The sequence below is a fragment of the Pseudomonas tructae genome (assembly GCF_004214895.1).
In the GTDB taxonomy this organism is placed as follows: domain Bacteria; phylum Pseudomonadota; class Gammaproteobacteria; order Pseudomonadales; family Pseudomonadaceae; genus Aquipseudomonas; species Aquipseudomonas tructae.
Window position 1 is genome coordinate 1,968,881 of the sequence record NZ_CP035952.1, and the last position, 19,742, is coordinate 1,988,622.

Here is a 19,742-nt window from a genome sequence, read left to right on the forward strand (position 1 = left end):
CCGTGCGTATTTCTACTTCCCAGTTTTACGAAACCAGTTCCTCGAGTTATCAGCGCAACTTTTCCAATGTGGTCAAGACCGGGCAACAGGCCACCGATAACCTTCGCGTGCGTACCGCTGCCGATGATCCTGTGGGCGCCGCGCGCCTGCTGCAACTGCAACAGCAGAGCAACCTGCTCGAGCAGTACAACGGCAACATCACCAATGTGCGCAACAGCCTGGGAACCTCCGAGTCGACCCTGAACGGCATCACCAACGTGTTGGCACGGGCCAAGGAACTGGCTATCAGTGCCGGCAGCGGTGGCTATACCGACGCCGATCGCAAGGCTGCCGCCCAGGAGCTGACCCAGCTCGAAGAGCAACTGTACAGCCTGATGAACAGCCGGGACGAGAACGGCAAGTACCTGTTCGCGGGTTCGCGTGGCGACACCCCGCCGTACGTGCGTAACGCCGATGGTACCTACAGCTACGAGGGCGACCAGAGCACCTTGAGCCTGCAGGTCGGCGACATGCTCAGCATGGCTACCAATGAAAGCGGCCACAGCGTGTTCGAGCAAGCCCTCAATACCAGCCGCAGCCAGACCAAGCTGACAGCGCCGCCTGTGGATGATGGCCGAGTACATCTGTCCAATGGCCAGGTTTCCGGCAGTACCCAGTACAATGATCGTTTCCGGGGCGGCGAGCCGTACACCGTCACGTTTACCAGCAGCACGCAGTTCAAGATCACCGATGCGGCCAACAACGATGTGACACTGGAGGCCAGCGGAAACGGTGCCTACGACCCGAACAAGCCGGGCAGCATCACCTTCCGTGGTGTCGAGATGGCGCTCAATATCAATCTCTCGGATGCCGATAAGCTCAACCCTGACGCGGTGATCGCAGGTCATGCCTTCACTCTGGCCTCAAAGCCCGACGAGGTCAGCGGCTCGCGTAGCCCGGGCAACACCTCGATGGCACAGCTCAACAGCGCCAAGATCAGCAACCAGACCGACTACGAGAATGCCTTCCCGGGTGGTGGTGCGATCATCAAGTTCACCAGCCCCAGCGCCTATGAAGTTTATGCCCAGCCCATGAGCGCTGATGCGCGTCCGGTTGCCAGCGGCAACCTGACCGGTACGCCGGCCACCAAGGCGACCATTGCCGGCGTGGATTTCGACTTCTCGGCGGTGCCGGCTTCAGGTGATCAGTTCTCGGTCAAGGTCGATACCCACCAGACCCAGAATATCCTCGACACCATCTCGGGGTTCCGCAAGGCGCTGGAGTTGCCGGTCGATAAAGACCTGGCGTCGCGGCAGAAGTACCAGGCCGCCCTGCAGTCGGTGCTTGGCAACCTGGACAGTGGTGCCAACAAGGTCGCCGAGGCCATCAGCTCGATTGGTGCCCGTGGTGCGGCTCTGGATGTTCAGGCCGAAACCAACGAAAGCCTGAAGATGGCCAACACCAAGACCCAAAGCTCGATTCGTGACGCCGATCCGGCTGACGTGCTGATTCGCCTCAACCTGCAGCAGACCATGTTGCAGGCCTCGCAACTGGCCTTTACCAAGATCTCCTCGCTGAGCCTGTTCAACCGCCTCTGACAGGTTCTCACCGCAGTACTGACCGTTGCGGCGCCTCCGTCTGGTGGCGTTGCAACAGGTCCTCTCCAGGTTTTCCATCGTGATCGAACAACCTCTAGTCAGCGTCGCCATTCCCGCCTTCAATGCCCAGTTCCTGGCCCGGACCCTGCAAAGTGTCATGCTGCAGCAGTACGACAATCTCGAGATTGTGGTGTGCGATGACAGCCCTGGCGATGAGGTCAAGGTCATTGTCGAGCAACTGGCAGCGCAGTCGCCGCACACGCTGCGCTATGTGCGCAATCGGGGTACGCTCGGTTTTGCGCGCAACTTGCTGGCGTGTCTGGATAACGCCCGTGGCAGCCTGATCAAGTTTCTTTGCGACGACGACTGGTTGCTCGATGGCTGTATCGCCGTACAGGCCTCGACGCTGGTCAAGTGCCCGGATGTGAGTATGGTGATGAGCCATCGCCTGTTGTGCGCCAGCGATGACACCTTGCTGCCGTCGCGAACGGCCAACTGCGTCATCTCCAAGGAGAGTGCGGTACTCAATGGCGGCGATCTGTTGGAGATTGTTTCGGTCGGGGCTATCAATCTGATCGGTGGCATCAGCCATGCGCTGATGCGGCGGGTGCAGGTCGAAGAGTTCCTCGCCCAACTGGTACAGGATGGTCAAGGTTTCAACGCCCGCCTGGACCTTGCCCTGTATATCTGTTTGTTGCGTCGCGGACACCTGGCCAGCCTCAAAGACATACTCAGCGTCGAGCGCATACACGCCGGGCAACTCAGCCACCATGCCGGGATGCAACTGGCATTCCCGCTGGAAACCGAGTGGTTGCTGCAGATGTTGGCGTCGCGCGCCAGTGCAGCGGCGCCGGCGACCGGCTGGGTGCGTTATGTACCGATCGAGCGCTACAGCGAAGGCGCGGACAAAGCCTGGGAGGAGTTCGAGCTGAACCGCCTGTATTCCGCCCAGCTTGCCCGTTTTCAGGAGCAGGTCGGCAGTGACAGCCTGAGTTTTTCCGAGCTGTATGCACAGTGGTTGGAGTGCCGGAGCCTGTCGGACGCGCAGACTCGCTTGCTGCCCAAACGCATCGAGCAATGGCCGCGACGGCCGCATATCGTGGTGGCGATTTTCGATCCCCAGGGTGATGCCCTGGCGTTGGCGATGACGTTGCAGAGCGTTCAGGCGCAATCCTACCCTGCCAGCCAGGTCTGGGCACTGAGTACCCAGGAGGCAGCAGCGCTTGGCGCTGCGAATGTTCAGCACCTGCTCTTGCGTGATGAGGGCTTTGGCCAGCTCAACGAACGCCTGGCGGCTGCCGTTCAGGCCGATTGGGTCTACCTGCTGCAGGCCGGTGACCGTCTGCATCCACATGCCTTGGTGATCATGGCTGAACGCATGGCCTTGCGGCCTGGGGCACGCTGTCTATACACCGATGAGGGCAGCAATGACAACCTGGAGGCCAGCCAGCCGATCTTCAAGCCGGATTTCAACCTCGACCTGATGCGCAGCTTGCCCTACGTGGGACGCACACTGGCATTCGATTGCGCCAAGACCCTGGCGCTGGGCGGGTTCTCCCAGGACTTTGGCGTGCTGGCGCCTCAGGATATGCTCTGGCGAATGGTCGAAGCCGAAGGCTTGCACGTGGTCGAGCACGTTGCCGAGCTGCTGGTGGAGTGCCAGGCCGATCATGGCCAATGGTTGATTGACCCGGCCTGCAGGGTCCAGGCCCCGCGGATTCTGAAGGCGCACCTGCAGCGCCTGGGCGTGGCTGCAGAGGTAGCCAGCGCCGAAGGTACCTCGTTGTCGCGGGTGCTGTATCAGCATGGGCAGTTGCCGGCGGTGTCGATCATTATCGACGCGGGTGACGATCTGTCCGTACTCAGACGCTGCGTTGAGTCGATTTTCGAGCACACAGCCTACGCCAACTACGAGGTACTGGTAGTTGCCTCTGGCAACGAACCGGCGCCGATGCTGGACTGGTTCAACGCCATGCGTGGCTTGGGCAGCGAACAGTTGCGCATCCTCGATGTCGCGGTGCCGGGCGTGCACCCGCGGATCAACCAGGCCAGCACCCAGGCGCGTGGCGCTTATCTGTTGCTGCTCAATGCCGCTTGCATGATCTTTGACGGGCAGTGGTTGGGCGAGCTGATGAGTCAGGCGCAGCGTCCGGAAGTTGGCGTGGTAGGGCCCAAGCTGTGCACCAGCAACGGTTCGGTGGTGGGCGCCGGCCTGGTACTGGGCCTGCACGGCCCGGCCGATAGCCCGTTTGTGGGGCTTGCGGCGGATGCCGGCGGCTACATGCACCGCCTCAATAGCGTGCAGAACTGGAGTGCGGTCAGTGGTGACTGCCTGCTGGTGCGCGGCGACATCTTTGCCGAACTTGAAGGTCTGGCCGCAGACCTGTACTTGAATGACTGGCTTGACGCCGACTTTTGCTTGCGGGTTCGCGACCTTGGTTATCTGGTGGTGTGGACCCCCTATGCGCTGGTCGCCCGGTTGGCATCGGCAGGGCGTACGCCAGCTGTATCAGGTCAGGTGCAGGATCGCGATGCGTTCTACCAGCGCTGGCTATCCCGGGTTGCCTATGATCCGGCCTACAACCGCAACCTGCACCTGACACTGTCCAGTTTCACCCTCGACCCGGGGCTGCGCAGTGGCTGGGATCCGTTCATCAGTCGCACCTTGCCCTATGTGCTGGGCTTGCCGATCAATACGACGGCGATCGGTCACTACCGGGTAGCGCAGCCATTGTCGGAGCTGGAGCGTGCCGGCTGGATCCAGGGCCGGGTCAGCTACGCGACCCCGGGCGTCATCGAGCTTGAGCGAGACAAGCCGGACGTGATCATTCTCCAGTGCCGCTACATGAGCAGTTCGCTCGACGAATTTGCGCGTATCAAGCGCTTTTCCAATGCCCGGCGGATCTACGAGATCGATGACTACATCCTCGGCTTGCCGGAGAAAAACGACCACGGCCGCAATATGCCGGGCAACATGCGCGAAATGGTTTCCCGTGGCGTTGCCATGTGCGACCGTCTGGTGGTATCGACCCAGCCACTGGCGGATGCCCTGTCGAGCATGCACCAGGACATCCGTGTGGTGCCGAACATGCTGGCGTCGCAATTGTGGCTGGGCCTGACCAGTCGCCGCCAGACCTCGTCCAGGCCGCGTGTCGGCTGGGCTGGTGGCACCAGTCATCGGGGCGATCTGGAGTTGATCGCCGATGTGGTCAAGGAACTGGCCAACGAGGTTGACTGGGTGTTCTTTGGCATGTGCCCGGACGTCCTGCGTCCGTACATCAAGGAGTTTCACAGCGGTGTCGGCCTGCATGCTTATCCGCAAAAGCTGGCCAGCCTGGACCTGGACCTGGCGCTGGCGCCTCTTGAGGTCAACCTGTTCAACGATTGCAAGAGCAACCTGCGCCTGCTTGAGTATGGGGCCTGCGGGTTCCCGGTGATTTGTACTGACACCAAGGCTTATCAGGGCTACTTGCCCTGCACGCGCGTGCGAAGCAATACCGCACAGGAGTGGCTGGAGGCAATCCGCATGCACCTGGCTGACCCGCAGGCCAGCTACCGGCAGGGCGATGCGCTGCGCGAGGCGGTGCTGCGAGACTACGTACTGACCGAGAACAATTTGCAGCAATGGGCCAACGGTTGGTTGGCCCATTGATCGAGCGGGCCGGCTTGCTGGCCTTGTTTGCAACAGAACTACGAGAGCATCAGGTGCGCTATGGGTGAAAAAGCATTGGAGTCGGCAGCATTTCTGGACGATGTAACCGTCGTTTTGCTGGGACAGAACGATCCTGGTTACAGCGGTCGCGCCGCCCACTACTATCGGGCACGTTTCCATCATCAGGTGACGGTGACCGTACCTTGCCAGCAAGCATCGAGCGCGCTCTGGAAGGCGCAGCTACTTGCCGCGCTGGACCAGGTCGAAACGCCCTTTGTGGTGCTTGCACTGGACAGCGATTTCCTCCTGGCCGATGCCTTGAGTGCTCAAGCCCAGGCCCTGCGGGCGGAGCCCGAATACCTGATGGCCCAGGGTTATTCGCTGGGCTATTGCCCTGGCAACAGCGAGGTGGCCTATTACAAGTTTGGGGCAGCCCTGGGCGCCAACGCCATCGCCGAAACCGCTCGTGAGCGTATTGCGCTGCATGGCGAACACGCATTGCAGGCCTGGCGGGCGCTGGTGCGGGTCGAGGGCTTGAAGGCGGTGCTGGCTGATGCGCCGTTGGGCCTGGCGTTCGAGGGCTGGTGCGTGGCGCTGTCCTATGGGCTGCTGGCACAAGGTGCGGTCAAGGTATTGGCGCAAGCCAGTCTCATCAGCGAGTACCGCCCGTCATTGTCGGTGCAGGGGGCTGCGCAAGAGCAACTCAATCAGGCCGTTCGCCTGATTCGCCAATGGGATGAGCAGCGTGGCCGGGTATGTGCCGACGCCCAGGGTTTCGAGGTGCTCAACGCGTTCGTGCGCAATAGCCATGAAGGGCGTGAGGCGCCGTTGCTCTTCACCTCGCGCTGGAGCAGCGTGGTGATCGAGCCTGAGCGCAGTTTCGAGCCACGCCAGTTTGTCGAAATGCCGTACTACAACGCGGTGTTGTTCGGGCAATTACGGGCGTTGGAGTTTCTGCTGCATGCCTGGCCAGCCGGGCAGGTGCACAAGAATGCGCTGGAAGGTAGCTGGGTGCGCCAGCAGGCGTTGCTGGTGGTCCAGCCCAACGATACTCAGGAAAGCCTCAAGGCGCGCTACTTGCAGGCGTTCGGCCTGGGGTTGTTCAATCCGCAGGTTTGCCAGCGCTTGCTCACTACCCTGGACAGCAAGGACGATCAGACCCTGATCCAGGTGCTCAGCCTGTGGCTCAAGCAGCTCGAAGAGTTGCCGGGTTCGAATGTGCAGCCGTTGCTGGCCGCTACGCCGTCGGGCAAGGTGCTGGCGGCCATTGCTGCCGCGACGCCAGACAGCGCTGGGCGCAAACGGATCCTGACTCACCTGGGCAAAAACCGGTCGCCGCAACTGGCTTTCCTGGTGATCGACCTGGATGACAGCGACATTGCCTTGCAGGATACCTTCGACAGCTTGCTGGCCAGCGGCCTGCGCGACTTCAAGATCGTGGTGTTCAAGGCTGGCCAGTTGCCGGCGGTGACCACGGCCAAAGACACCCTGCATTTCATCAAGGTGAACCCCGGTAACCTGGTCGCGCATATCAATCAGGTGGTGCGGCAGTTGGCCTGCGACTGGTTGATGCTGCTGCAGGCTGGCGATGTGCTTGCTGAAGGTGGGTTGTTGCGCCTGCAAGTCGAGTTGGCCGGTGCCGATGCCTGCCATGCTATCTGCGCCAATGAAGTACAGCGTGACCAGGACGGGCGCCTGCTCAGTATTGTCCGCCCTGGTTGCAACCTGGATTTGTTGCGTAGCCGCCCGGACCTGATGTCGCGGCACTGGCTGGTGCGCCGCGACCGAGTAGTCGCGTTGGGTGGCTACAGCGAACATTGCGCGCAGGCGCTGGAGTTCGATCTGTTGCTCAGGTTGGTGGAAGAGCAGGGTGTTGCAGGCCTGGCCCATCTGGATGAGTACCTGGTGATCGGCCAGTACGACCGCGAGACGATGGCCGATGCTGCGCTGGTGACCCTCAAGCGCCATCTTGGTGTGCTCGGCTACAACAGTCAGGTGAGCGAAAGCGCTGACGGTGCTTTCCAGATCGACTACCGTCATTCGCAGTCGCCGCTGGTCAGCATCCTGTTGCCGAGCGGTGATGACCTTGCTCAGCTCCAGGCTTGCCTGGCGAGTATTGTTCAGCGCACCCGCTACCCGCGCTATGAAGTGATAGTGGTCAGCTCTGGCGCTGCGGCCGAATCGACTGCCGCTGGCCTGGGCAATCTGCAGTTGGGTGGCCGGGTGAAACTCCTCACCAGTGCGCAACCGCTTGAGCATGTGCAAATGTTCAACGAGGCGGCGGCCCAGGCCCAGGGTGAATACCTGGTGCTGCTCTCCAGCCGCAGCCAGGTGTTTTCTCCGTCCTGGATCGAAGCCTTGCTCAACCAGGCCCTGCGTCCGGAAGTCGGTGTGGTGGGCGGTCAGATGCACGATGAGGCGGGGTTGATTACCCATGCCGGTTACGAGTTGCTCGATACCCAACAGGTGCGCAGTGCGTGGCTGGGTGCCTCGCGCGACGCCGTCGGGTCGATGCTGGGGTTGGCCCAAGTACGTAGCGTTGCCGCGGTCAGCGAAGACTGCCTGATGGTGCGCAAGGAATTGCTTGAGCACTGTGCCGGACTGCAAGTGATTGCCGGCACCGATATCGACCTTTGCCTGAAGGCGGCCGAAGCGGGCCTGATGGTAATCTGCACGCCTTTGGCGCAATTGCTCAACGCGGGTGTGCCATTGCTTGATCAGGCGCAGCAGCAGGCCCTGGCCGCACGCTGGCCATTGGCATTCAACGTTCGGGCGCGGGTGGATGAGCGCCATGGCGTGGATGTTTCCCGAGTGGTTGCGCCAGGCGAGGCGGTCGAGCTGCAGTGGTTGGCCGACTTGCAGTAATACCTCAAGCACATGAAAAAGCCGGGTTCTCACCCGGCTTTTTCATGGCTGCTGCATCGGCTTAGTCAGGCATCCAGGCCGCTCGCCAGGTTTGCAGGTGTGCGTCGTCGAGCAGGCCTTGCTCGATCACCTGTTGACGCAGTTCGGCGCCTTTCTGGCGGGTTGCCTGTAGCTGCTCCAGGTGCTCGGTGAGTGCCTGCGACCAGGCTTGCAGGTCGTTGCTGACCCGCGTGACCCGATAGGGGCCATGCAAGGCCTGGACATCACTGCAGATGACTGCGTAGCCGCAGGCTCCCACCTGCAGCAGCGGCAAGGCGCTGCTGCAGCGATCGAAGGTACTGTCTCCCAGCACCACCAGGGCGATGTCCAGGTTCAGGCTCGCCAGGACTGCCGGCTTGTCTTGCAGTGGGCCGTCGTGGACCTCCTTGGCCAGAGGGCGCAAATGCATAGGCACCTCGCCCCACAGCACCCAGTCGACCTGGTCGGCCAGTTGCCGGACCAAACCGTCGAGGAGTAATCCGCTGCTGTGTTGACGGCTGTCGAAGGCGCAGCCGACGCGCGGCTTGCCAGGCAGGCGTTGCGGCTGGGGCAGGTTCAGCCATTGCTCGCCAAGGCGGCTCTCGACTACGCGAATATCCGCGTGCACGCCCTCCAGGGCTTCGGCCAGGGCCTGGGTCGGGACGATGATCCGGTCGACATGCCGGGCAGCCTGGTGCAGTGCATCCCAACCACGTTGCTGATCGCAAGCCAGTGGCCCCTCGAGGGCTGGCAGGAAACAGTCCACCTCAAGGATCTTGAAGGCTTTGCTCAACTGCTCGACGCGGTGCATTTGCTCCAGGCGCTGCAGATCGGTGTGGCGCTGGAACACAATGACGTCCGGTTTCAGGCGCTCAAGGGCAACCGGGTTCAAGACACTGCCGCTCAGGCAACCATCGACGAAGCCGCAGTTGCGCAGTTGTTCAAACGGTTGTACCAGACGCTCCGGCGCCGGATTTGCCCCTTGCGCCGGGTGGCCCAGCACGACTGGAAGCGGACGCCAGGACAGGGGCTTCCAGCTCAGGCCATGATTGCCTTCAAGTTCGAAGCCATTGCCACGCAGCGACAGGTTCTTGTTATAGGCCGGGTCGTTGGCCAGCACCGTCAGCCATTTGTCATAGGCGTTCTGTTGATCGAGGTAGTAGCGCTGTTTGTTGTGTGGTTGCTTCCTGGCTTGCGTCCAGCTCGCTCCACCTTCATGCAACAGCACTGCATGCGCCGTCCAGACGTTCAGATAGCCCAGGTTGGCTACCTTCAAGCACAGATCCAGATCATTGCAGGTGATCTGGAAGGCGGTCTCGTCCATGCCACCGGCTTCGATGTAAAGCGCCGTGCGAATCATCATGCAGGCCGAACTGACCGCGCTGAGGTTCTGGTCGACCAGCAAGCGCTGCAGGTAACCACCGGTATTGGCGGGCTGATCGAGGAAGGGGCTGCCGGCTGGACCGCGCAGGCCGCTGATCAGGCCTGCGTGCTGGAGTTTGCCATCGGCGCCGAGCAATTTGCCACCCACTACGCCGACTTCGGGGCGCAAGGCATGGTTGAGCAACTGCTCCAGCCAGTCTTCGCGAATGGCCACGGTGTCAGGGTTGAGTAGCAGCAGATATTCGCCGCGCGCCTGGCTGGCCGCCAGGTTGTTGATGGCACTGGGGTTGTAGGCGTGGGGGTAGCGCAACACGCGCAGCTTGTCGCCGCCCACCGAGGCCATTTCGTCGAGCCAGGCCAGGGTTTCGGGTTGCTGGCTGTCGTTGTCGACCAGAATCACTTCGAAGTGCGGATAGCGCGTGCACGACAGCAGGCTTTCAACGCAGCGTTGCAGCAGCGGCAGTTGGTCGTGGGTGGCAATCAGGATCGACACCAGCGGTTGCTGTGAGTGGCCATACTGGAGGTGGTAATGGCGAGGGGGCTCCTCAACAACCCGGGCATCGGCATAGCCACGATTGAACAGGTGGCGCAGCAGCGCCTGGCGCTCGTCAGGGTTGTCGTCCAGGGTCGGGCTGTTGCTGATCACCAGGGGTTCGTCGAGGTGGGCAATGCCATTCATGCCGCCGTTTTCGATCAGCCGCAGGATCAGGTCCAGCTCAAGTGCCCGGGGCAACTGGGGGGTGTAACCGCCGACCTGCAGGGCCAGTTCGCGGCGTATCAGCCAATGACTGGCCATGGCCAATGGCAGGCTCAACAGGTAATCGAGGTTGGCGCAGGGGCGCAGCACCGCACCGGCTCCGTCCGCCGAGCGGAACATGCCGTCGCAGTACAGCATCCGGCAGCCCTCGGCGCCGGGCAGTTCGAGGTCGAGCATCACGGTGCCGGCCGGCAGCATTTCATCGCCGGCGCTGAGCAGCATGAACCAGTCGCTGTCGCTGGCCTTGAGGGCCTCGTTCAGCGCCATGGTGTCTGGTTCGGCACAGTACAGCCATTGCAGGTTGCCTGGCAGTTGAGCCGGGCCGGGGCGTGTGCTGAGGACCACGGTATCGATGGCGATCGAAGAGCTCGACTGCCAGAGCTCCAGGCTTTCCAGGGTGTCGGCAAGCGCTCGGAGGTCGCCCAGGGGATCGCGTACCAGCACGGTCAGGCTGGTATGACCGCGCAATTGCTGGCGACGCTGATCCACCAGGTGCTGCTGGATCGGGGTCAGCATGCGGTTGAGCAGCCATTCCCTGATGCTCGGTACGTGGCTGTCGGTCAGATGTTGGCACGCCGCCTGCTGGGTCAGCTCGACAAAGTGCTGCAGTTGTGGCCAGAAGTGCGTCTCGACATCCAGCAGGCGCTGGCGTGCCAGCATCACCGAGGCGCGTGCGCGTTCCAGGCCGCCGGGCTCTTCGTACATGGCGGCACCGGCATTGCCGATGTGCTCGGTAAATGGCAATTCATGCACACGCCCGCCACGCAGGTAGATCACCGGGCAGCCGCACAGCAGGGCCTCGCTGCAAGTCGCCGAGATCTCATAGCTGTACAGGGTTTCGGCGGTCTGGAAGATTTCCGCCAGTTGCGTCAGGGTTTTCGGGTTGCGCAGGCTCAGGATTTCGATGTCATCGGGCAACAGCGAGTAATCCACCTGACTGGCATCGAAGCGGTGCAGGTACAAATAGTTGCCCTTGCGCTGCACCGGGGTTGGCAGGGGGGCAAACAGGTTGGTATCGATGACCGGCAGGGTCAGCATGTTGGCCAATGACTTGCCGTCGCGAAAATCATGGGCGAAGTAAAAGAACAGGTCGCCCGGTTCGCTGTCCAGGTACTTGCCGGAAATGTACGCATCGCTGTTGAGCATGTAGCGGGCTACCACCGGGCAGTCCAGCGGGTTGCCACTGAGAATCTCAGGGTAAACGGCGACAGGGGCCACGCCGATTGCCTGGTGATGGCGGCGGATCTCTTCCGTCAGTTCCGGGGTGCGCAGCCGCGGATTTCGCACCTTGCAACCAAACACGTAGGCTTCCTGGCCTGACAGGTTCAGGGCGTGGCAGAGGTAGTGCAGCGTACAGATGCCGGAAGAGGTTTCGCGGTAGTCGGGTGCATAGATGTAGTACGGGTTGCTGGGTTTTCCATGCAGGGATGGAGCGCTCATACGGTTCCCTTGGGCAACGAGGTTATGGCCGATGGTGAGTGCGCGATACGGGCTCGCGCATCCTTTATTGGTTCGGTGTCGCCCGGGCTGACAGCAGCACATCGATGATGCGCGTCTGGGTCTGGTCATCCAGCTCCGGGTGGATAGGCAGGCACAGCACCTGGCGGGAAATCTTCAGGGCTTGCTCCAGCTTGCCGGTGTCGGCGCTGGGCAGGTTGCGGTACATGGGGAACTCGCAGATCAACGGGTAGAAGTACCGGCGTACGAGGATGTCTTCGGCGCGGTAACGCTCGTAGAGGGCATCGCGACTGGTGCCGAATCGCTCGCCATCAACCAGGATCGGGCAATAGGCGTAGTTCCATTGCAGGCCATCGGGTGCCTGCAACAGGCTGATGCCATCCACGCCCTCAAGTGCGCTGCGGTAGCGTTGGTAAACCTGGCGGCGACGCTCAATGGCATCGTCGATATGGCGCAGTTGCAACACCCCGAAGGCCGCTTGCAGCTCGTTCATCTTGCCATTGATGCCGGGCGCCATGACCGTGACTTCATCTGCAAAGCCGAAGTTCTTCAAGTAGTCGATGCGGCGCTTGAGCTTCTCGTCCTGACAGATGATCGCCCCGCCTTCGATGGTGTTGAACACCTTGGTGGCGTGGAAGCTGAGGATCGAAAGGTCGCCATGGTTGAGGATGCTGGCGCCGTTCTGGCGTACGCCGAAGGCATGGGCGGCATCGTAGATGACCTTCAGGCCATACGTGTCGGCAACCTGCTGGATGCCTTCGACATCGCAGGGTATGCCGTAGCAGTGCACCGGCAGGATCGCGGTGGTCGCGGGCGTGATGGCCTCGATGATGCGTTGCGGGTCGAGGTTGTTGGTGCGCGGGTCGATGTCGACGAACACTGGCTTGAGGTTGTTCCACAGCAGCGAGTGGGCGGTGGCCACGAATGAATAGGGTGTGGTGATGACTTCACCGGTAATGCGCAGGGCTTGCAGCGCGGTCACCAGCGCCAGGGTGCCGTTGCTGAACAGCGAAATGTGCTTGACCCCCAGGTATTCGGCCAGTTCCTTTTCCAACTGCTGGTGGTATGGGCCACAGTTGGTCAGGAATTTACTGTCCCAGATGTTCTCCAGGTAGGGGATGAATTCTTCCAGAGGCGGTAGCAGCGGGCTGGTTACAGTAATGGGTTTGGCCATGACAGCGTTGCTCGGGGGTAATTAAAAAATGGCAACCAGCCGTTGTAGCGGTCTGCCGTGCTTTTTAAAGGGGGCGCGCCATGAAACCGACAGTTGCCCTGTGCATGAGAGGGCTCCAGCAAAAAACTGGCCAATTGCGTGGCGATGGCTCTGTGATGGCTATTTACAGGCGGAAAAGCCGCCGCTTTGTTGCAGGTTTTGCGCAATGAGTGCACAACAGTGACTTGGCAGTCGAAACGAGCATCTTTAATCTATTGAGTCGTCGGGCGGTACTGGCGGGCGGGGTGTGCGCAGGCTCGCAGCCCTTGGTTACCAGGTTCCAGTGCCCGTGAAAATCCGCATTTCTATCGGGAAGCCACAATGATTGGCATCAAAAGCATTGCGAGTTACGTACCAGTCGAGGGGGTGGACAACTACGCCCAGGGTGCGAAGTTCGCCAAGGACCAAGATTTCATTCTCGGCAAGATCGGCTCGACCTTCCTGCCGCGCAAGGAAGCAGGCCAGGAAACCTCCGACCTGTGCGTGGAGGCGGTCAAGTCCCTGTTCGCTGCCAATCCGAGCTTGTTGCCTGAATCCATCGATGCCCTGATCGTCGTCACCCAGAACGGCGACGAAGAAGGTTTGCCGCATACCGCTGCCATCGTTCAGGACAAGCTGGGTTTGCCGACCCATGTTGCGGCATTCGATATTTCCCTGGGGTGCTCGGGTTACGTTTATGGCCTGTATGCCATGAAGGGCTTCATGGAGGCGGCGGGCTTGAAGAACGGCCTGCTGATCACTGCTGACCCGTACTCGAAGATCGTCGATCCGCAAGACCGCAACACCACCATGCTCTTCGGCGATGCGGCGACCGTGACCTGGATGGGTGAGGGCGCTCAATGGCAGTTGGGCAAGGCCAAGTTCGGCACCGACGGTGGTGGTGCCGCGCACTTGAAGGTCAGTGATGGCGTGTTCTTCATGAATGGCCGCCAGGTGTTCAACTTCGCCTTGCTCAAGGTGCCGGCGCATTTGCATGAGTTGCTGGGCGAAAGCCAGTTGACGCCGTCGGACATTGACCTGTTCTGCATTCACCAGGGCAGTGCGGCCATTGTCGATGCGGTGGCCCGGCGCTTCGAGGATGACCCGGACAAGTTCGTCAAGGACATGGTCGAGACCGGTAATACGGTGTCGTCGAGCATTCCGCTGCTGCTGGAGAAGCACGTGCTGGGTTCGCAACACCAGCGCATTGCCCTGAGCGGTTTCGGTGTGGGCCTGTCGTGGGGCTCGGCGATTATCGAGCGCAAGGATTGATATAGACGCTTGTTAAAAGAAGCGCTGTCGGTTGCCCCGGTGGCGCTTTTTTATGCCTGCTGTTTGTATGTGAGTGGTTTTTCTGGCGTCAAACCCTTGATTTCATTGGGGTGGCAGGGTGCCATTAAAAAATTTGCAAAAAGCCCTAAAGCAACCGAGCCAGACGACGATAACTATTACGAAGGTTCTCTAGGCCACACCCGGCGGATGCCAGGGCCGGAAGCCGCAGTATCCCAAACACGAGGAATTCGTCATGGCATTAACCGTTAACACCAACACTACCTCCCTGGGCGTTCAGAAGAACCTGAACCGCGCTTCCGACGCTCTGAGCACTTCGATGAGCCGTCTGTCCTCCGGCCTGAAAATCAACAGCGCCAAAGACGACGCCGCCGGCCTGCAGATCGCTACCCGTATGACCTCGCAAATCCGCGGTCAGACCATGGCAATCAAAAACGCCAACGACGGTGTTTCGATCGCTCAGACCGCTGAAGGCGCGATGCAAGAGCAGACCAACATTCTGCAGCGTATGCGCGAACTGGCCCTGCAGTCGCGAAACGACTCCAACGACTCTACCAACCGTACCTCGCTGGATAAAGAGTTCAAGCAGATGGCTGCTGAACTGACCCGTATCGCTCAGTCCACCCAGCTGAACGGCAAGAACCTGCTGGACGGTTCGGCTAGCGTCATGACCTTCCAGGTCGGTTCCGAAACCGGTAAGCAAAACCAGATCGACATGGACCTGAGCGCCAAGTTCCTGGCCAGCGACCTGGGTATCACCGCAGCAATCACCATTGCCGGTAGCGACAGCGCCACTGCTGAAACCAACTTTGCCTCCGCAATGGCTGCAATCGCTTCTGCACTGGACACCATCGGCACCAAGCGCGCCGACCTGGGTGCTGTGCAAAACCGTATGACCAGCACCATCAACAACCTGCAAAACATCAACGAAAACGCCGAAGCTGCTCGTGGTCGCGTACAAGATACCGACTTCGCTGCTGAAACCGCTCAGATGACCAAGCAACAGACTCTGCAGCAAGCTTCGACTTCGGTACTGGCCCAGGCTAACCAACTGCCTTCCGCCGTACTGAAACTGCTGGGCTAATCGCTAGACAGCTGTTGGCGGGGGAGTGCACGTGCTGCGCTCCTCCGCCTTTTTCATTGAGAGGTGGTAGACATGGATATGAGCGTTAAGCTGAACCTGTCCTATCCGACGGTGAAGCCGGTCGAACAGACCGCCGAGCGTCCTGCGATCAAACCCGTAGAGGGCGTCAAGCCGGCGAAGGAAGCCACCGAGCGTGCCGAAGGTGGTGTGTCCGAAGCTGAGAAGGTGAAGAGCGCGGTCAAGGAAATCGAGAAGTTTCTCGCTTCCTCCCGGCGTAACCTTGAATTTTCCACGGATGAAGAATCCGGCAGAATTGTCGTCAAAGTCATCGCCAGCGAGACCGGTGAATTGATCCGCCAGCTTCCTTCGGAAGAGGCGTTGAAGATTGCCCACAGCCTGAGCGATGTAAACAGCCTGCTGTTCAACGCCAAAGCCTGAGGCTGGCGATGGAGCAGCAAGTTCGCTAGTCTGGCCAGGTCAGGGCGGCGCGTAACCAAGAGGGAGTAGCAATGGCGAGTACTATTTTACCGAGTGTCGGTCTGGGTTCCGGTGTAGACATCAACAAGATCGTCGATGTACTCGTCAAGGCCGATACCGACCCCAAGGCGAACCAGATCAAGCGCCAGACCGCCAACAACACGGCCATGCTTTCCGGGGTTGCCTCGATCAAGAGTGCGCTGGCTGAATACCAGGCGGCGATGAAGAAGCTCAATGATCCAAAGGCGCCGGCTTTCAATGCCTTCAGCGCCACATCGAGCAGCGATACCTCGATCAAGGCCACCTCGAACAACACTGCTGTGCCGGGTAGTTACCAGATCAAGGTCACCAATCTTGCCACCTCGTCCAAGGTGGCTAGCCAGGCGTTCGCAACCGGCGCCGACACCCCGATCCCTGAGGGTGACCTGACGATTACCCAGGACGGCAAGGTGTATACCGTCAAGGTCGGTCCAGGCTCCACGCTGCAGACCGTGCGCGATTCGATCAACACCTCGCTGGCTGAAAATGGCATCACTGCCAACATCGTCAACGGCAAGGATGGTTCGCGCCTGGTGTTTGGTTCGACCACGACCGGCAAGGGCACCGATATTTCGGTGGACGGCATTGCCGAGCTGAAGATCAACGGTACCGACAAATTGGTCGGCACTGGCGCAGGCTACATCGATGACGTGGCCAAGGACGCGTTGTTGACTGTCGATGGCCTGACGGTCACCAGCAAAACCAATACCGTTGATAAGGCGATCAGTGGTTTGAGCCTGGATCTGCTCAAGGCCTCGGGCGATACCGTTACCGTCACTGTGGGTGAGAACAAGGAAGGCCTGAAGACCTCTGTCCAGTCCTTTGTCGATGCCTATAACACCCTGGTCAAGACCGCGGCCAAGCTCACTGCGGTCTCCAAGGACGAGAAGGGTAATCCAGTGCTGGGCCCGCTGACGGGCGATTCGACCACCCGTTCGTTACTCAGTGATCTGCGTACCCAGCTGGCCACCCTGGGTTCGGGTGATCGCCTGACCACGCTGGGTCAGCTGGGTATCAACACTACCAAAGACGGTACCCTTGAGTTCAGCTCGACCAAGTTCGACAGCGCCTTGAAGGACAAGAAGCTCGGCCCTGAAGTGCAGGAGCTGTTCACCGGTACCAATGGTGTGTTCGAGCGCATGAACAAGGCCATCAATCCGTACCTGGAAACCGGTGGTATTCTTGATTCGCGCAAGAAGGGTCTGGACAAGCTGCAAAGCGACCTGGGCAACCAGCAGTTGGCTCTGGATCGGCGTATCAAATCGTTGACCGAGTCGCTGACCAAGCGCTACGTGGCCATGGACACCCTGGTCGGCAAGCTCGAGGCGCAGCGCAAGAACATTGCCTCGATGTTCGCCTCGATCGAGGCTCAGCAGAAAAACTCCTGATCGCCCGATAGGCCAGAAGCCCGGCAGTACCCTTAGCGGTTCTCCGGGCTTTTCGCTGTGTGCGCTAAAGTTTTTTGACGTGCAGGCGATACAAGCTGTATATGAAACCTTTTTTGCGGTGACGAGGTAGAGCATGAATCCGATGTTGGCCCTTCGGCAGTACCAGAAAGTCAATGGTGTGGCTCAGACCTCCGAAGCCAGCCCGCACCGTCTGGTGCAAATGCTGATGCAGGGTGGCCTTGATCGAATTGCCCAGGCCAAAGGCGCCATGGCGCGCAACGATGTGCCTCAGCGCGGCGTTCTGATCGGCAAAGCGATCGGTATCGTCGGCGGTCTGCGTGAAGGTCTGGATCTGGAAAACCATGCGGATTCGCTGGCCGATCTGGACAATCTGTACGCCTACATGAGCAAGCGCCTGGTCGAGGCAAATGTGCAGAATGATCCGGAAATCCTCAATGAGGTGGCGCGGCTTCTGATTACCGTCAAGGAAGGCTGGGACGCTATCGGCGATCAATCCGCCGAGCTCTAGGAGGTTGTGATGAGTGTCGTGCTCGAGCGTATCGAACAAACCCGCGAGGCATTGCTGGGTGCCCTGGCCAGTCGCGACTGGGAGGCGATCAGCGAGCTCGACGTCAGTTGCCGCTTGTGTGTTGATGATGTGCTGGCCGAGGCGTCGGTCGATGAACTGACGCTGCGCAGCAAGCTTGAAGAGTTGCTGGGCGTTTACAAGGAATTAATCGAAGTTGCAAGTGGCGAGCGTCAATCAATAGTCGATGAGATGTCGCAGATCCGACAAGCCAAAAACGCGGCAAAGGTATACCATTTGTTCAGCTGAAACTGGGCAAAACCAAAAAGCAGTGCGCCATAAATTTGACTATGTACGGTTTTTTGACTTAACTAGTGGCTGTTTTCTAATTTCAGACGTCCGAACACTGACCGTTCAGTCGGAATGATGTCGAGCTTGCCCTCACGGGGGCGCCGAGATGACTAGGGAAGTTGTTATTGCATGTGGCGTGAAACCAAAATTCTCCTGATCGATGACGATAGCGCTCGCCGCCGTGATCTGGCGGTAGTGTTGAATTTTCTTGGCGAAGAAAATCTGCCCTGCGCAAGCCATGACTGGCAGCAGGTTGTCGAATCGTTGTCATCCAGTCGTGAAGTACTCTGTGTCCTGATCGGGACCGTGAATGCTCCGGCAAGTCTGTTGGGCTTGCTTAAGACAGTGGCTGGGTGGGATGAGTTCCTTCCGGTTCTGCTTTTGGGCGAAATTTCTTCTGCCGAGCTGCCTGACGACCTGCGCCGACGGGTGCTCTCCAACCTCGAGATGCCGCCGAGCTACAGCAAGTTGCTCGATTCGCTGCACCGTGCCCAGGTCTATCGCGAGATGTACGACCAGGCCCGCGAGCGCGGCCGCCAGCGCGAGCCCAACCTGTTCCGCAGCCTGGTTGGCACCAGCCGGGCCATCCAGCATGTTCGGCAGATGATGCAGCAGGTGGCTGATACCGACGCCAGCGTATTGATTCTTGGTGAGTCGGGTACCGGTAAGGAAGTGGTTGCGCGCAATCTGCATTACCATTCCAAACGTCGTGAAGCCCCGTTCGTGCCGGTCAACTGCGGCGCGATCCCGGCCGAGTTGCTCGAGAGCGAGCTGTTCGGTCACGAGAAGGGCGCTTTCACCGGCGCCATCACTAGCCGTGCCGGGCGTTTCGAACTGGCCAACGGCGGTACCCTGTTCCTCGACGAGATCGGCGACATGCCGTTGCCGATGCAAGTCAAGTTGCTGCGTGTGCTGCAGGAGCGCACCTTCGAGCGGGTTGGCAGCAACAAGACCCAAAGCATCGATGTGCGCATCATCGCTGCGACCCACAAAAACCTCGAAAGCATGATCGAGGTGGGTACCTTCCGCGAAGACCTGTACTACCGCCTCAACGTATTCCCGATCGAGATGGCCCCGCTGCGCGAGCGCGTCGAGGACATCCCGTTGTTGATGAACGAGCTGATCTCGCGCATGGAGCACGAGAAGCGTGGCTCGATCCGCTTCAATTCAGCGGCGATCATGTCGCTGTGCCGCCATGGCTGGCCAGGTAACGTTCGCGAGTTGGCCAACCTGGTCGAGCGCATGGCGATCATGCATCCTTACGGGGTGATTGGCGTATCGGAACTGCCGAAGAAGTTTCGCTATGTCGACGACGAAGACGAGCAGTTGGTCGACAGCCTGCGATCTGATCTGGAGGAGCGTGTGGCAATCAATGGTCATGCGCCGAACTTCGCCAGTCACGCGATGTTGCCGCCCGAAGGCCTGGACCTCAAGGACTACCTCGGTGGCCTGGAGCAGGGTCTGATTCAGCAGGCGCTGGACGACGCCAACGGCATCGTTGCTCGTGCTGCCGAACGCCTGCGTATCCGTCGTACCACCCTGGTCGAGAAAATGCGCAAGTACGGCATGAGCCGTCGCGAAGGGGATGAGCAGGCGGAGGATTGACGCCTGTCTGGCCATGATGAGTGGCGCAATGCGCTCGTCATGGCTAATAACCCTATCTTTGAAGGGGCTGTAATGCCCGC

General features: G+C 60.2%; 13 protein-coding genes. 11 read left to right on the forward strand and 2 right to left on the reverse strand.

Annotated features, from left to right (window positions below; translation table 11 throughout):
• Nucleotides 1-2: 2 nt before the first annotated feature.
• From EXN22_RS09130 to EXN22_RS09140, 3 genes are all read left to right on the forward strand, one after another.
• Nucleotides 3-1,577 (forward strand): flagellar hook-associated protein 3, encoded by a 1,575-nt coding sequence (locus EXN22_RS09130; RefSeq protein ID WP_130263747.1) that lies wholly within the window; start codon nucleotides 3-5, stop codon nucleotides 1,575-1,577.
• Between the two features lie 79 nt (nucleotides 1,578-1,656).
• Nucleotides 1,657-5,229 carry a glycosyltransferase gene (locus EXN22_RS09135; RefSeq protein WP_130263748.1) on the forward strand — a complete coding sequence of 1,191 codons (3,573 nt, stop codon included), beginning with the start codon at nucleotides 1,657-1,659 and terminating at the stop codon, nucleotides 5,227-5,229.
• Nucleotides 5,230-5,289: 60 nt separating this feature from the next.
• Nucleotides 5,290-8,094, forward strand: coding sequence for a glycosyltransferase family 2 protein (locus EXN22_RS09140; protein WP_130263749.1), 2,805 nt, complete (start codon nucleotides 5,290-5,292; stop codon nucleotides 8,092-8,094).
• A 61-nt stretch (nucleotides 8,095-8,155) separates the two neighbouring features.
• Here the strand turns inward: EXN22_RS09140 and EXN22_RS09145 are convergent, their stop codons facing one another.
• Nucleotides 8,156-11,692: a glycosyltransferase family 2 protein gene (locus tag EXN22_RS09145; RefSeq protein WP_130263750.1), complete on the reverse strand. Its 3,537-nt coding sequence runs from the start codon at nucleotides 11,690-11,692 to the stop codon at nucleotides 8,156-8,158.
• 64 nt (nucleotides 11,693-11,756) lie between these two features.
• The gene (locus EXN22_RS09150; RefSeq protein WP_130263751.1) at nucleotides 11,757-12,884 is read right to left on the reverse strand and encodes a DegT/DnrJ/EryC1/StrS family aminotransferase; all 1,128 of its coding nucleotides are present in this window, start codon (nucleotides 12,882-12,884) and stop codon (nucleotides 11,757-11,759) included.
• 360 nt (nucleotides 12,885-13,244) lie between these two features.
• Here EXN22_RS09150 and EXN22_RS09155 point away from each other — a divergent pair, with 360 nt between their 5' ends.
• The 8 genes from EXN22_RS09155 to fleQ all read left to right on the forward strand — a co-directional run bounded on the left by EXN22_RS09155 (nucleotide 13,245) and on the right by fleQ (nucleotide 19,662).
• The gene (locus tag EXN22_RS09155; RefSeq protein WP_130263752.1) at nucleotides 13,245-14,174 is read left to right on the forward strand and encodes a ketoacyl-ACP synthase III; all 930 of its coding nucleotides are present in this window, start codon (nucleotides 13,245-13,247) and stop codon (nucleotides 14,172-14,174) included.
• Between the two features lie 9 nt (nucleotides 14,175-14,183).
• Nucleotides 14,184-14,444: a hypothetical protein gene (locus EXN22_RS09160; protein WP_130263753.1), complete on the forward strand. Its 261-nt coding sequence runs from the start codon at nucleotides 14,184-14,186 to the stop codon at nucleotides 14,442-14,444.
• A complete protein-coding gene (locus tag EXN22_RS09165; RefSeq protein ID WP_130263754.1) occupies nucleotides 14,428-15,276 on the forward strand; it encodes a flagellin domain-containing protein in 849 nt (282 codons plus the stop codon). The genes EXN22_RS09160 and EXN22_RS09165 overlap by 17 nt, the downstream gene beginning before the upstream one ends.
• Nucleotides 15,277-15,354: 78 nt before the next feature.
• Entirely contained in the window at nucleotides 15,355-15,714 is a 360-nt protein-coding gene (locus EXN22_RS09170; RefSeq protein ID WP_407691964.1) for a flagellar protein FlaG, read from the forward strand.
• Nucleotides 15,715-15,785: 71 nt separating this feature from the next.
• Nucleotides 15,786-17,180: a flagellar filament capping protein FliD gene (gene fliD, locus EXN22_RS09175; protein ID WP_130263756.1), complete on the forward strand. Its 1,395-nt coding sequence runs from the start codon at nucleotides 15,786-15,788 to the stop codon at nucleotides 17,178-17,180.
• Nucleotides 17,181-17,313: 133 nt separating this feature from the next.
• Nucleotides 17,314-17,709, forward strand: coding sequence for a flagellar export chaperone FliS (gene fliS, locus EXN22_RS09180; protein ID WP_130263757.1), 396 nt, complete (start codon nucleotides 17,314-17,316; stop codon nucleotides 17,707-17,709).
• Nucleotides 17,710-17,718: 9 nt separating this feature from the next.
• Nucleotides 17,719-18,015, forward strand: coding sequence for a flagellar protein FliT (locus EXN22_RS09185; RefSeq protein ID WP_130263758.1), 297 nt, complete (start codon nucleotides 17,719-17,721; stop codon nucleotides 18,013-18,015).
• Nucleotides 18,016-18,186: 171 nt separating this feature from the next.
• Complete coding sequence (gene fleQ, locus EXN22_RS09190; protein WP_130263759.1) at nucleotides 18,187-19,662, forward strand: transcriptional regulator FleQ; 1,476 nt, start codon at nucleotides 18,187-18,189, stop codon at nucleotides 19,660-19,662.
• Nucleotides 19,663-19,742: the final 80 nt, after the last annotated feature.

What these genes read in the sequence shown, in the direction of transcription:
- EXN22_RS09170 (WP_407691964.1), top strand. Translation starts at nt 15,355, where the DNA reads ATGAGCGTTAAGCTGAACCTGTCCTATCCGACGGTGAAGCCGGTCGAA.
- fliS (WP_130263757.1), top strand. Translation starts at nt 17,314, where the DNA reads ATGAATCCGATGTTGGCCCTTCGGCAGTACCAGAAAGTCAATGGTGTG.
- EXN22_RS09145 (WP_130263750.1), bottom strand. Translation starts at nt 11,692, where the DNA reads ATGAGCGCTCCATCCCTGCATGGAAAACCCAGCAACCCGTACTACATC.
- fliD (WP_130263756.1), top strand. Translation starts at nt 15,786, where the DNA reads ATGGCGAGTACTATTTTACCGAGTGTCGGTCTGGGTTCCGGTGTAGAC.
- fleQ (WP_130263759.1), top strand. Translation starts at nt 18,187, where the DNA reads ATGTGGCGTGAAACCAAAATTCTCCTGATCGATGACGATAGCGCTCGC.
- EXN22_RS09165 (WP_130263754.1), top strand. Translation starts at nt 14,428, where the DNA reads ATGGCATTAACCGTTAACACCAACACTACCTCCCTGGGCGTTCAGAAG.
- EXN22_RS09155 (WP_130263752.1), top strand. Translation starts at nt 13,245, where the DNA reads ATGATTGGCATCAAAAGCATTGCGAGTTACGTACCAGTCGAGGGGGTG.
- EXN22_RS09185 (WP_130263758.1), top strand. Translation starts at nt 17,719, where the DNA reads ATGAGTGTCGTGCTCGAGCGTATCGAACAAACCCGCGAGGCATTGCTG.
- EXN22_RS09150 (WP_130263751.1), bottom strand. Translation starts at nt 12,884, where the DNA reads ATGGCCAAACCCATTACTGTAACCAGCCCGCTGCTACCGCCTCTGGAA.
- EXN22_RS09140 (WP_130263749.1), top strand. Translation starts at nt 5,290, where the DNA reads ATGGGTGAAAAAGCATTGGAGTCGGCAGCATTTCTGGACGATGTAACC.